This is a genomic window from Defluviimonas salinarum, assembly GCF_026013545.1.
Classification (GTDB): domain Bacteria; phylum Pseudomonadota; class Alphaproteobacteria; order Rhodobacterales; family Rhodobacteraceae; genus Albidovulum; species Albidovulum salinarum.
Genome location: NZ_JAPDOG010000035.1, coordinates 1 through 12,946, shown reverse-complemented (window position 1 = coordinate 12,946; position 12,946 = coordinate 1). Strand labels below are relative to the sequence as shown.

Genomic DNA, 12,946 nt, shown 5'->3' with positions numbered 1-12,946 from the left:
GGGATTCCTGGTAGAAAGGATCAGAACTGGAGCGTGACCGCGGCGGGGGTGCCGCGGCCGAGGCGGTTCGAAAGCTGGGAGACGCGGATCACCAGCGTCTGGCCGGGCCCGAGCGGGGCGCCCCAGTCGGCACTCTGCTCAGCGGCGGTGTAGAGGGCCGAGGTCGTGTTGCTGGTCAGCGTGCGCTTGACGGTTGCGCCGTGGCGGATCTCGACCTCGTAGGCCTCGTTCTTTTCATCAAGCGGCACCTCGACCTGCTCCCAGGCATCGGCGACCAGCGCGCGGGATCGCCGCGTCCAGCGGATCGTCAGATCGCCGGGGCTGCGCGCCGTTCGCCACGGCTGTTCGACATGAACCGGGGCGAACGGGACAAGGCCGCGACCGGTCGGCGTGAAGCCGAAGCCCGCGTAGCTGTCGTCGCTGACCGCCCGCACGGCCGGGCCCACCCGCCAGTTCCATGGGCGCCCGAGGTCGGCCTCGGCGATGGGCAGCGGAGCAAGGGCAGTATCCAGTACCACCACCCTTGCCCCTGCCGGGGTGGGATTGCCCATCGCCTGTTCCGTCCCCCGCTGGCCGCGCAGGAGGCGGGTCAGCCTATATCGGCCGGGGGCGATCAGTTCGGCCTGGCCTGCCTGGACGATCTCCCAGATACCTGCTGCCGTCTCGACCGCCAGCGCATTGGCGCCGCCGAAGAGGGCAACGTCGGTCACGCTTTCCAGCGTCCCCGAATGCAGGTCGACGACCAGCGCATTGCCGAGATCGAAGCGCGAGGTCGGCCCGGGGTGGAAGTCGAAGGCCAGCGTGCCGATCCGCGCCCGACTGCCGAAGGTCGTCAGCAGATCAAACCCGTCTGTCTATGCGCTGCGAAAGACCGCGATCTCGCCCGGCCAGGGGCTGGAATGGGCGGCGATCAGCGGGCGATGCGCGGGCTGGTCCTCGCTGATCTGCGGCAGATCCAGCATCACCACCTCCGGCGTGCCGAACACGACGGGGCTCGCGAGGCTCGCGGGCCGGGGATCGCCGGGTGGCAGGTCGTACGCGGCCCGGTCCTGGCGGACGGCCTCAATCCCCCGCGCCTCGGCATCGGCGACGGAGACGAGGCGGAATTCCACCTCACGGCCGTCATGGGCGAGCCGGATCACGTCGGCCGGATCGAGGGCAAGCCGTGACGGCGGCAGGCGGAAGGTGGCGCTTTCCCGGCCGATCCAGGCCTCCATCAGCGCGCGGCGACAGCGGCGTTCCGCCTCCTCGGGCGGAATCGCCATCGGGAAGCTTTCCGAGGCGATGCGGGTGGTATCGACGGTGATGCGGCGGGCCTCGACGAGGGCCGCGTCATAGTCCTCGTCGGCCCGGGCGACCTGCCATTTCAGCGCCTGCGGCAGTTCGGTCTCCTGGCCGCGGCTGAGTTCGAAGGCCTCGCCCTCGCGGGCGGCCACCAGATCGTCGATGGCCAGCGTCGCAACCGAGGCCCGGCCGCGCATGACGAAGCGGATCACGCCCTCGGTCTCGATGGCATCGAAACCGAAGTGCCGCGCCAGCGTGGAAATCGACGCGCGCGGGCTTTCAAGGGCGCCGATGACATAGCCCTCCACCGCGCCCCAGAGACCGGAGACGTCGATCAGCGCCTCAGATAGCCCGGCGCGCAGGCAGAGGTGGCGTACGAGGCCGGCCAGCGACACCGCGCCCAGCCGTCCCGTCAGCCAGTGGCCGAGCCGCCAGTTCGGGCCGTCGGTCCAGACGCCGGTGAGTTCGGGGAAGAACGGATAGGACCGCGCGTCCCAGGTCCAGGCGGCGCATTCGGGAACGTGCACCATCCGGCTGCCATAAACGGAGGACGTTGGATTGTTCGCGCCCTGATCCCACCAGAGATGACTGGCCTCGAGATAGGCGCGCTGGATCGCGTCGTCGCGCCCGCCGCGGGAGAAGTACGGGGTGAAGCTCTCCGAGGACTTCGGGTCGAAGAAGACGTTCGGCTGGTTCGTGCCCCGGTCGATGGCCGGGCACCCCAATTCGGTGAACCAGACCGGCTTCGACTGCGGCACCCATGACGTGGGCGTGGCGCTCTCGATCCCGCCCGGACGGTTGTAATGCGGATTCGACCACCAGGCGCGGAGATCCTTGTAGCGGAAGACCCAGGGCTTGCCCGCACTTCCGTCGGTGATCGGGGTGCGGATCTGCGCGGATCGGTCGGCCGCGCTGGCGTAGAACCAGTCGAAGCCTTCGCCGCCCGCGATGTTGGCCTGCAGGTAGGCGCGATCATGGATGGCGGGCCAGCCCTGCAGGGCATCGGCATGGTCGAAGCCATCGCGCCAGTCGGAGAGCGGCATGTAGTTGTCGATGCCGATGAAGTCGATGCTGGCGTCCGACCAGAGCGAGTCGAGGTGGAAATACACGTCTCCTGAGCCGTCGCCCGGCTTGTGCCGCTTCGTAGCCATTCTGATCCTCCGTTTTCCTTAACATAACGGCGGACCACTTCATTGGGGGAGGATCACCTTCATTTCGCCGTCCTCTCCCTTGCGTGGCGTTGAACACCACGATCCTGGCACATTGCGATGCCGTCCGGGGAGGGCGGCAACCATCCCATCTGACCTGGCCCGCTGTCATGAAGAACCGCAGAGGGCGGCCCTTCGCGTCCGTGACCGCATGCAGCTTGGTGTTCAGTCCGCCCTTCGTGCGCCCAATCAGACGCCCGCATCCCCTTTTTTCGCCCGCAGGCTCGAGGCCGTGCGGTGCGCTTTCAGATAGGTCGCGTCGATCATGATGGTCTTCTGCTCGGCACCTTTGGAGGCCAGCCCCTCCATCATCCGGGCGAAGACACCCATGTCACCCCACCGCTTCCAGCGGTTGTAGAGCGTCTTAGTCCGCCGCGCCACGCCCGCACCATAGTGTCCACTATCGATGGTGGACGCTATCCCGCTCTCTCACCCCGCGGCAGGGCGGTCACACCGGACGCTTACGGTTATTCAGGCGTTCCTTTATTAGATAACCTGTCTGCGCTATAATAGCATTTGGAGGACTGCCAGATGGTTCGGCTCGTTTTCGTGCCGGTGGCCTTGGGTTTCTCGATTGCGCAGGCCCAAGAGTTGAATGCCGCTTGCTATTCAAACGCATTTGTCGGGACCCACCGGACCAATATGGGGGAGGTCCAGTGCAAGGCGCCGGGCCCCTTGTATGCTGAATGCTGCTTTGGAACGGAGGCTTGCAACCATAAACTTTACATCAATTTCTTGCGGGACGGCAGTATCCGCGGGGTTTGGATCAAATCGCATGAACAGGGCCAACTGCAATTCGAAGTATCGGAGGAATGCAAACCCCTGGTGGGCCGACGTACTGGCGGAGTGCCAGCCGAAGACTGGGTTTTCAAACAGCCAAACGCCAATGTTGCAAAAAACGCGCAAGGGTGCTCGCTGCTTGATGCAGTGGAATTCTACACGATCCGAGAAACCGTCCTCGAGTGCAGAGTGAACGACGATCGCTTGGATTGCTGCGAGATCAAATGGCCCGCGGATAGGCCAGAAAGATACAGTAATTTCGATCCGCTCAACCCTCCGACCGATATTCATGCGTTCGAGTCCGCGTACAAACGCGAAATTCCCCAGTGTAATGAAAAAAGCATAAGCCTTGTTTTCGAAGGCGACGGAATGGTCGGCTGGAAAGACTTCACGGTGCCTCTGGAGCAGCGACCGAAGGTATCCCTTCCGCTGGATGAGCAATGCAGGCTGAAGCCTGGGACCATCCTGGATGGCGAGGAAAGACCCTTCGACCTTCGCCTGGACTTCAGTCGAGCTAATGTGAGAGCGGGAGATCCTGAAACCCAGTTTGAAATCGCAAGCTTCTGGATGAGGCAAGGCCAGCCAAGAAATGCCATAACACATTACACAGCTGCAGCGCGCGATAGCCATGGCGGCGCACTCCTTGAACTGGCGAGGATATTCGAACACGGACGTCGAGGCGTCGACCGCTACATTGAGGAGGCTGATCGCCTCTACGCGCTTGCTGCGGAACTGGGCGTCAAAGCAGCACAGCAAAAAGTCGAACAACGGTCACCTGTCCATAGACAGATTGAAGAGATGGTTCGGCAGGCTGAGAGCGGAGATGCCGACAGGCAGTATGATCTTGCTGTTCTTTATGCGACTGGCAAAGCCGTGGACATCGACTTCAAAAAGGCTTTGTACTGGATGGAGAAAGCAAGCGCACAAGAACACGCGCCGGCGTTGAATATGCTTGGATGGTGGTATGGCACTGGCCTTGCTGGAGTCCCCAAGGACGAGAATGCGTCGATCTCTTATCTAGAGCGGAGTATCTCAGCAGGCAGTGATTGGGCCCTCATCAGCCTCGCTCGCGTGATCTATGACGGCGAGGTCGATGTGGCAACGTCCGACTATTACGAGGCCCAGAGCTTGCTGTGGCGGGCGCTAGAGTCATCCGATCCCGAGGTGGTGCGGTCGGCTCGGTCCTGGCTTGCCGACATGAGAAGAGATCAGAGGGCCGTGGGGACGCGCAATGTCATCCGGCAACGGAGAGATCAGATCGACGCGATGGGGCGTGCGCTTCAGAACAGCGCCGATGCCGCCTTCGATGCCCTGCAGAACATGAAGTGAGTGGACTTTCCTGATACTCTCGGCCTGCGCGACGAACGTGGACGGCACGATCACTCTAGGCGCCATCGAAGGTCCGGCCTGGCACAACTCCGCCTCGATCGACACCAAGGTCGCGCATTTCACGGCCAAGTACGAGGCGATTGGTTACCCCCCCGGAAGCGAGGCAATGCAATCCTGCATTCTCGCATCGATGACCACATCCGAGACGGCGCCCGTCAATCCATGTCGGCAGCTTTCTCCTCGGCAGGGGCGAGTCTTGCGGATGCTGGACCCCGGCCGACGAACTGCACCGTGACGTCAACCGGAATGTCGGTCGGCGTGGTCGGTAATGTTCGGTGCAACTGACAGACGAAGATCGAGTGGCCTGCCCCCCGAGTGGTCCGAGGCAAAAGGCAATGCATGATCGGCCTCGGCGCTATCGGGATGATGCTTTGCGAGGCCGGCGGTCTGAATCCGAGGGCGCTGTGGGGTCGTTCACCCAATAGGTGCAGGCATGAGAGCCCCGGCCTCAGACAAGGCACGTCGGTGCAGGCAAGTAACGGCGGTTGCGTGCCCCCGCAACCAAAAAAATAACACAAATACAACCATTTGCAGGCGCCCCAAGGGGCGCTCTCCGCGTTCACGCCACGGCTGTGGAAGCAACGTGGAAGCAAACGGGATGACTTCAGGTGTGTGGCAGAAATGCTGCGCAAGGCCGGTAAGTGCGGCTCAATCAAAGCTGCCCGCTCAGCAGGTGCACCGGAGCGAGTGGCGCTCTTTGGTATTTGGCTGATCAGCCCCACCTGAGTGGTCCGATTTGGGAAGCTCCCGCGCCGCGGTTTTCTGTCGCGGCCTCTATCGCGGAGAGGAAGCGCGCGACCTCCTCGAGGCTGTTGTAATGGCAGACCGAGACGCGGATGCAGGACCTGAGCCCGAGCGGCTTCAGGATATTGCCGCAGTAGTGGTCGTCGTTGCGAATATGGACGCGGATCCCCTCGGCGCTCAGGAAGTTCACCAGCGCACCCGACTCGACCCCATCGAGCACGAGCGACACGACACCCTCGCGCGCCTCGGTGGACGCGCCGCCGATCAGCGTCACGCCGGGCATCTCGGCGAGGCCGCGCAGGTTCCCGGTGCCGTGCAACATCGCGCCCATGAGGCGGGCTTCGTGGTCATGGATCGCCGCCGCCGCCGCCTCGACCCGCGCGCGACGGTCCGTGGCGTCGGTGAAGTGGCTGCCGAGCCAGTCGAGATAGTCGACCACGTCGGAGAAGGTCGCGTAAGCCCCCGCGTCGCGGGTGCCGAGTTCCCAGACATGGGCCGGCCCGCCCACGACCTGCTCCTTCTTGCAGGCGGTCAGCCGGTCCGAGGCCCAGCCGAAGCCGTAGCCGTGGCGCGCGAAGACCTTGTAGGGCGACACCGCGTAGCCGTCGACGCCGTAGGCGGCGCAGTCGATATGGCCATGGCTCGCGTGCTGGATGCCGTCGACGATGATGAACGCCTCGGGCGCCTTTTCGCGGATCGCCGCGGCGATCGCCGGCACATCGACCGACATGCCGGTCACCGGAGAGGTCTGGACGATCGTTGCGACCCGGACATCGGTCGTGATGTGGCGCTGATATTCCTCCAGGCTCACCGTGCCCGTGGCGTCGTCGTGGACGGCGAGAAGGTGCGGCCACCCCGTCACGTCGGCCCAGCGTGCCATCGCGCTGCGCGAGGCGGGATGCTCGAGTGTCGAGCCGAGCATCACCCCGCCTTCGGCCGCGCCGAGCGCTGCGGTGCGGACCAGTCGGAACAGCACCTCTGTGCCGCTCTCGCCGACGAAGATCTGCCCGCCCGACGCGTTCAGGAACAGCCGCATGTCGGCGCGCCCCTTGTCGATCGCCGCCATCAGCGCCTTCGAGGCCGGGTTGTCGCGGCCCTGGTTGTCCGGGTAACCGGCATAGGCGGCCGAGGTCTCGATCACCGATTTGAGCCTCAGCGCCCCGCCGGCGTTTTCGAAGAAGACGCGCGGGCCCTCGAACGGGCAGGCATCGACATGGGCGAAGCGGCTGCGGACTTCGTCGAGCAGTCCGGGTTTGTCGGTGATCATTGGGCGCTCTCCAGGGCGGGGATGGCGCCGCGCAGGCGGTCGCCAATTGGGTCGAAGGGGGGGCGGGCGAGGATGCGCGCGATGTGGTTCTGGCCGAGGATGGCGACATGGACGGTGTCGCCGGGCTTGGCCATGCCGGCCTTGAGATAGGCGATGGCGAGCGACTTCTCGACCGAATAGCCGTAGGCACCCGACGAGACCTGGCCCGCGGGCGCGCCGTCGGCGAGGAAGACCGGCTCGCCTCCAGAGGCGTCGGCGAGGCTGGCGTCGATCTCGAGCATGACCATCTCTTCGCGTGGCGGATTGGCGGCGATCTTCTGCCAGGCGGATTTGTTGAGGAAGTCCTTGTCGGCCTTGATCAGCCGGTCGAGCCCGCTTTCCTGCGGCCAGTATTCCGGGCTGTAGTCGCGGCCCCAGGAGCCGTAGCCTTTCTCGACGCGCAAGCTCATCAGCGCGCGGCTGCCGACCGGGCCGGCGCCGAAGTCGCGGCCCGCATCCAGAAGGACGGTGTAGAGCGCGACCTGGTCGGCTTCCGCGCAGTGCAGTTCCCAGCCGAGATCGCCGGTGAAGCTCACGCGGAGCGCGATGACCTCGACGCCCGCGACGGTGATCCGCGCCGACGCCATGAACGGGAAGGCCTCGTTCGACAGATCCGCGTCGGTGAGCCGCGCGAGGATGTCGCGCGCCCTCGGCCCGGCGAGATTGAAGCCGCACATCGCCTCGGTGCGGGATGCGAAGGTCGTGCCCTCGGGCAAGGGCACGGCCCTGAAGAAGCGCTGGTGGAAGCGCTCGGCCATACCCGAGCCGACGACGAGGAACTCCTCCGCCCCGAGCCGGGTCACGGTGAAGTCGCCCGCGATCCCGCCGCGCTTGCCGATCAGGGGCGTGAGGCAGGACCGGCCCACCTTCACCGGCATCCGGTTGGCGAAGAGCGCGTTCAGCCAGTCCTCGGCGCCCGCGCCCTTGACCTCGTATTTGGCGAAGTTCGAGATATCGATGATCCCCGCCCTCTCGCGCAGCATCCTCGCCTCGCGGCCCACGGGCGCCCACCAGTTCTGGCGGGTGAAGCCGTAGGTCTCGTGATCCGGCTCGCCCTGGGCCGCGAACCACAGGGGATGTTCCCAACCGAAGTTCAGCCCGAAGATCGCGCCCATCTCCTTTTGCATCCCATAGGCCGGGCGGGTGCGGACCGGTCGGCCCGCCGCGCGCTCCTCGTTCGGGAAATGGATCTTGAAGCGGTTCGCGTACTGGTCCTCGACGCGCGCCCTGGTGAAGGCCCTGTCCGCCCAGTGGCCGAAGCGGGCGAGGTCCCAGCCGAACATGTCGAGCGTCGGCTCGCCCTCGACGATCCACTCGGCGGCGAGCTTGCCGAGGCCGCCTGATTGCGAGAAGCCGGGGATGATGCCGTTGCAGCAGAAATAGCCGGTCAGCTCCGGCACCGGACCGAAGAGCGCCGAGGAATCCGGCGACCAGATCATCGGGCCGTTGATCACGCGCTTGATGCCCGCCGTGCCGACGGCGGGAACCCGCTCGATCGCGCGCAGCATGTTCGGCTCGATCCGCTCGAGGTCATCGGCGAAGAGCTCGTGCCCGAAGCCCTGCGGCGTGCCGTCCTCGGCCCAGAACTTCATTCTCTTCTCATAGGCGCCGACGAGCAGGCCGAGGCCTTCCTGGCGCAGGTAGTATTCGCCGTCGCGGTCGGCGACCGAGGGCAGGCGGCGGCCGAGCTCGGCGATCTCCGCGATCGTCTCGGTGACGAAATACTGGTGCTCGGTCGGGATGAGCGGCAGCTCCAGCCCGGCCATCCGTCCGACCTCGCGCGCCCAGAGACCGGCGGCGTTGATGACCCAGGGCGTCGCGATGTCGCCCTTCCCGGTACGGACGATCCAGGTTCCGTCGGGTTGGGCTTCGGTGCCGGTGACGGGAGTGAAGCGGTGGATCTCGGCGCCCATCTGCCGCGCGCCGGTCGCATAGGCATGGGTCACGCCCGAGGGATCCACGTTGCCCCCGTCGGGCTCGTACATGATGCAGCGGATGCCGTCGAAATCGACGAGCGGATGCAGCCGCTCGGCTTCGTCGCGGCTCACCTCGTGGAAGTTCATGCCGTAGCGCTTCGCCTTCGCCGCCTGGATGCGCAGCTGATGCTCGCGCGCTTCGGTCTGGGCGAGGTAGAGCGAGCCCGGCTGGAAGATGCCGCAGCCCTGTCCGGTCTCGGCCTCGAGCTCCTTGTAGAGCTTCATCGTGTAGTGCTGGAGCCGCGAGATGTTGGTGACGTCATGCAGCCCGTGGATGTTCGCCGCCGCGTGCCAGGTCGAGCCCGAGGTCAGCTCCGAGCGTTCGAGAAGGACCACGTCGGCCCAGCCCTTCCTGGCGAGATGGTAGAGGATCGAGCAGCCGACGAGGCCACCTCCGATGACGACGGCCTGGGCATGGGTGCGCATGTGTGTCTGCCTTTCGTGCTGGCCGGGGCGCCGGCCGATTTGAACGGGGTTTCGCGTGTCAGCCAAGACCGCGGGCCTCGGAAATGCGGGTAAGCCAGTCGGGATCCATCTCGGGGACGGAGGACAGGAGCAACCTTGTGTAGTCGGGATGGGGCGGGGCGAGGACCTGATCCTTGCCGCCCTGTTCGACGACATGGCCCTTGTGCATCACCACGATCTCGTCGGCGATTGCCTCGACGGTGGCGATGTCATGGGTGATGAAGAGATAGGACAGACCCTGGTCCTCCTGAAGCCGCATCAGGAGCTTGAGGATATTCTCCTGAACGATCTGGTCGAGCGCCGAGGTAACCTCGTCGCAGATGATCACATCGGGCTCGGCGGCGAGAGCGCGGGCGATGCAGATGCGCTGCTTCTGGCCGCCCGAAAGCTCTGAGGGAAGCCGGTCGATGAAGTGGGCCGGCAGCTCGATCTGGTCGAGGAGATCGACCACCCGGCGCTCCAGCGCTGCCCCCCTGAGTCCATGATAGAAGGTGAGCGGACGGCCGATGATTTCCTCTACCGTCTGGCGCGGATTCATCGCGGTGTCGGCCATCTGGTAGATCATCTGTATCCGTCGCAACTGGTCCTTCGAACGCGCCGCGAGGGCCGGGGGCAGCACCGCGCCGTTGAAGCGCACGACGCCCGTCCGGGGTGGCAGGAGTCCGGTGACGACCCGCGCCGTGGTCGACTTGCCCGAACCGGATTCGCCGACGATCGCCACGGTGCGTCCGCGCGGCAGCCGGATCGAAACATCGTCGAGCACCGTCGCGGTCCCGTAAGCGGCGTCGACCCCCTCGACCGTCAGCACCGCGTCCTCACTCGCGCGCGCCGGCTTGTTCAGGAGCCGCACCGACCACAGCGACCGCGTATAGTCCTCCTTCGGCGCCGCCAGCATCTCGCGGGTCGGGGCCTCCTCGACCTCGGCGCCGTGGCGCAGCACCTTGATCCGGTCGGCCATCTGCGCCACGACCGCGAGGTCGTGGGTGATGTAGATCGCCGCCGCGCCATGCTCGCGCACCGCCTTGCGCATCGCCAGAAGCACCTCGACCTGGGTGGTCACGTCAAGCGCGGTGGTCGGCTCGTCGAAGACGACGAGGTTCGGCCGGGGCGAGATCGCCATCGCCGTCATCACCCGCTGGAGCTGCCCGCCCGAAACCTGGTGCGGATATCGCCGGCCGATCGTTGCGGGCTCGGGCAGCATCAGCGAGCCGTAGAGCGCCCTGGCATCCGCGGCGGCATCCGCGCCGGTCCTGAGCCCCTCGCGCACGCTGGCGGCGATGGTCTGGTCGATCAGCCGCTGGGCCGGGTTGAAGGAGGCTGCCGCGGATTGCGCGACATAGGTCAGACGCGTGCCCCAGAGCCGGCGCTTCTCGGGCTCGCTCGCGCGCACGAGGTCGATGCCGTCGAACTCGACCGAGCCCGCGGTGATCCGGCAGCCGGGGCGGGCAAAGCCCATCGCCGCGAGCCCGAGCGTCGACTTGCCCGCGCCGGATTCCCCGATCAGTCCCAGCACCTCCCCGCGCCGGAGCGTGAGGTCCACGCCTCGGATGATCGGCGACCAGCCGCTCTCGGAATGGCCCTCGACTTCGAGGCTGCGGATCTTCAGGAGGATATCGGTGTCAGACATCGTCACGCAGCCCGCTTGCGGTGTGAAGGAACCAGTCGACGACATAGTTTACGCCCACGGTGATGAGCGCGATCGCCGCGGCCGGGATCAGCGGGGTCAGCGCCGCCTTGAGGTCGTATTGCGCGAACTGGATCAACTGGGCGGTCTCGCGCACCATCGACCCCCAGTCGGCGCTCGGCGGCTGGATGCCGACGCCGAGGAACGACAGCGACGCGATCGTGAGGAAGACGAAGCAGAACCGGAGCCCGAATTCGGCCACCACGGGCGGCAGGATGTTCGGCAGGATCTCGCGGCGCATGACCCAGCCGAGCCCTTCGCCGCGAAGCCGCGCCGCCTCGACGTAATCCATCACCGCCACCGAGACCGCGACCGAGCGGGTGAGCCGGAACACCCGCGTGCTGTCGATCACCGCGATGATCAGGATCAGGTTGAGCGACGAGGCGCCGAAGATCGACAGGAGCATCAGCGCGAAGATCAGGCTGGGGATAGCCATCAGTACATCGACCGCACGGCTGAGAAGCTGGTCGAGCCAGCCCCGTCCGATCGCGGCGGCGAGGCCGAGCCCGCCGCCGATCAGGAAGGCAAGGAAGGTCGTGGCGAGCGCGATGCCGATCGTGTTGCGCGCGCCGTAGATCAGGCGGGACAGGATGTCCCGGCCGATCTGGTCGGTGCCGAGCCAGTGCTCGGCGCTCCACGGCGCGAAGGGCTGGGCGAAGACCTGCGCCTCGCCATGCGGCGCGATCACCGGGGCCAGGATGGCGACGGTCAGGTAGGCGACGATGATCACGAGCCCGAGATGGGCCGATGCGGGCGCCTTCTTCAGTGCCCGGCCGAGACGCTCGGCCCGGCTGCGACGGCTGCGAGGGCCAGAGGCGGCGGCGGTGATTGGCTGGCTCTGGGTCATTTCGGATGCAGAAGCCGGGGATTGGTGACGATGCCGATCACGTCTGCGATCAGGTTGAGCAGGATGTAGGTGGCCGCGAAGAACAGCGCGCAGGCCTGCACTACAGGGATGTCGCGCGATGACACCGCATCGACCGTGAGCTGGCCGATGCCGGGGTAGACGAAGACCACCTCGACCACCACGACGCCGACCACGAGATAGGCGAGGTTGAACGCGATCACCGTGGCGATCGGCGCCCAGGCATTGGGCAGCGCGTGCAAGAGGATCACTCGGCGCGGGCTCTCGCCCTTCAGCCGCGCCATCTCGATATAGGGCGAGGCCATGAGGTTCAGGATCGCGGCTCGCGTCATCCGCATCATATGCGCGACGATCACGAGCGTGAGCGTCAGCGCCGGCAGGACCGAGACGCCGATCCGTTCGCCGAAGCTCATCTCGGGCCGGACATTGGCGAGCGAAGGAAAGATCGGCCAGAGCGTTCCGAGCAGGAGGATCAGGATATAGGCGACGAAGAACTCGGGGAACGAGATCGTCGTCAGCGTCGCCGCGCTCGCGGTCCGGTCGTACCAGGAGTTTCGCCATAGCGCCGACGTGATGCCGAGCGCCAGCGCCAGCGGCACCGCGATCAGCGCGGTCATCCCGGCCAGGAACAGCGTGTTGGCGAGCCGCGGTGCCACAAGGTCCGCGACGGGTCGAGACCGGTCGATGCCCGAGGACGCGCGCCCCGAGAACGAAGTTCCGAGATCGCCCTGCACCAGGGCGCCGAGCCAGTCGAAATAGCGCACGACCAGCGGCTCATCGAGGCCGAGCTCGCGCCGGAATGCCGCGACGGCCTCTTCGGTCGCGGCCTGGCCAAGCACGGCCTGGCCGAAATCGCCTGGCAGCATGTCGACCGCCGAGAAGATGATGATCGAGACGAGGAACAGCGTCACGAGGCCAAGGCCCAGCCGTTTGACGATCGTTCTCAGAACCGGATGCATGGCGCTTGCCTCGAAGTCATAAGCGCCGACAGTGCCGGAATGCGGTCACAGGACCGATGGCAACATGCCGAGCGCGAGTAGATCTCATTCCATGATCGGGCGGGGTGCGCGAACAAAAAAAACGAGGTCATAGACCGCGAGTATTTTTGTTGTGACAAAGCCCCCCGTGACTAGGGTCAGGACCCATTGATCTGCTTGAAGCTGCCGCCGCCGGGTGATTCAAGGCTCCAGACTGACGGGGTTGATGATGAGCAATCTTTTCTGGCTGACGGACGAGCAGATGGAG

7 protein-coding genes and 2 pseudogenes are annotated in these 12,946 nt (G+C 65.8%); 2 read left to right on the top strand and 7 right to left on the bottom strand.

The window, feature by feature from the left end; all coding sequences use genetic code 11:
• Positions 1-20: 20 nt before the first annotated feature.
• Together OM960_RS22120 and OM960_RS22115 are read right to left on the bottom strand one after the other, a co-directional pair.
• Positions 21-2,420, bottom strand: a pseudogene (locus OM960_RS22120) (baseplate multidomain protein megatron); the annotation flags it as partial.
• A 166-nt stretch (positions 2,421-2,586) separates the two neighbouring features.
• Positions 2,587-2,858, bottom strand: a pseudogene (locus tag OM960_RS22115) (transposase family protein); the annotation flags it as partial.
• 165 nt (positions 2,859-3,023) lie between these two features.
• Here OM960_RS22115 and OM960_RS22110 point away from each other — a divergent pair.
• Both OM960_RS22110 and OM960_RS22105 read left to right on the top strand, forming a co-directional pair.
• The gene (locus OM960_RS22110; protein ID WP_264773486.1) at positions 3,024-4,601 is read left to right on the top strand and encodes a tetratricopeptide repeat protein; all 1,578 of its coding nucleotides are present in this window, start codon (positions 3,024-3,026) and stop codon (positions 4,599-4,601) included.
• Positions 4,602-4,638: 37 nt separating this feature from the next.
• On the top strand, positions 4,639-4,896 hold the full coding sequence (locus OM960_RS22105) for a hypothetical protein (RefSeq protein WP_264773485.1): 258 nt from the start codon (positions 4,639-4,641) through the stop codon (positions 4,894-4,896).
• Between the two features lie 477 nt (positions 4,897-5,373).
• On the opposite strand, the gene OM960_RS22100 is transcribed toward OM960_RS22105, so the two are convergent.
• From OM960_RS22100 to OM960_RS22080, 5 genes are read right to left on the bottom strand one after another with little or no spacing between them, the layout of a single operon-like run.
• Positions 5,374-6,672 carry an aminotransferase class V-fold PLP-dependent enzyme gene (locus OM960_RS22100; protein WP_264773484.1) on the bottom strand — a complete coding sequence of 433 codons (1,299 nt, stop codon included), beginning with the start codon at positions 6,670-6,672 and terminating at the stop codon, positions 5,374-5,376.
• The gene (locus OM960_RS22095) at positions 6,669-9,113 is read right to left on the bottom strand and encodes a GcvT family protein (protein WP_264773483.1); all 2,445 of its coding nucleotides are present in this window, start codon (positions 9,111-9,113) and stop codon (positions 6,669-6,671) included. Before OM960_RS22095 ends, OM960_RS22100 begins: the two co-directional genes overlap by 4 nt.
• Before the next feature lie 58 nt (positions 9,114-9,171).
• Complete coding sequence (locus OM960_RS22090; protein ID WP_264773482.1) at positions 9,172-10,779, bottom strand: ABC transporter ATP-binding protein; 1,608 nt, start codon at positions 10,777-10,779, stop codon at positions 9,172-9,174.
• The gene (locus tag OM960_RS22085; RefSeq protein WP_264773481.1) at positions 10,772-11,683 is read right to left on the bottom strand and encodes an ABC transporter permease; all 912 of its coding nucleotides are present in this window, start codon (positions 11,681-11,683) and stop codon (positions 10,772-10,774) included. The genes OM960_RS22090 and OM960_RS22085 overlap by 8 nt, the downstream gene beginning before the upstream one ends.
• On the bottom strand, positions 11,680-12,660 hold the full coding sequence (locus tag OM960_RS22080) for an ABC transporter permease (RefSeq protein ID WP_263338038.1): 981 nt from the start codon (positions 12,658-12,660) through the stop codon (positions 11,680-11,682). The genes OM960_RS22085 and OM960_RS22080 overlap by 4 nt, the downstream gene beginning before the upstream one ends.
• Positions 12,661-12,946 lie beyond the last annotated feature (286 nt).

Bases quoted from the DNA above. Each gene is read 5' to 3' on its own strand.
- OM960_RS22110 (WP_264773486.1), top strand. From the start codon at position 3,024: ATGGTTCGGCTCGTTTTCGTGCCGGTGGCCTTGGGTTTCTCGATTGCG.
- OM960_RS22100 (WP_264773484.1), bottom strand. From the start codon at position 6,672: ATGATCACCGACAAACCCGGACTGCTCGACGAAGTCCGCAGCCGCTTC.
- OM960_RS22095 (WP_264773483.1), bottom strand. From the start codon at position 9,113: ATGCGCACCCATGCCCAGGCCGTCGTCATCGGAGGTGGCCTCGTCGGC.
- OM960_RS22090 (WP_264773482.1), bottom strand. From the start codon at position 10,779: ATGTCTGACACCGATATCCTCCTGAAGATCCGCAGCCTCGAAGTCGAG.
- OM960_RS22085 (WP_264773481.1), bottom strand. From the start codon at position 11,683: ATGACCCAGAGCCAGCCAATCACCGCCGCCGCCTCTGGCCCTCGCAGC.
- OM960_RS22080 (WP_263338038.1), bottom strand. From the start codon at position 12,660: ATGCATCCGGTTCTGAGAACGATCGTCAAACGGCTGGGCCTTGGCCTC.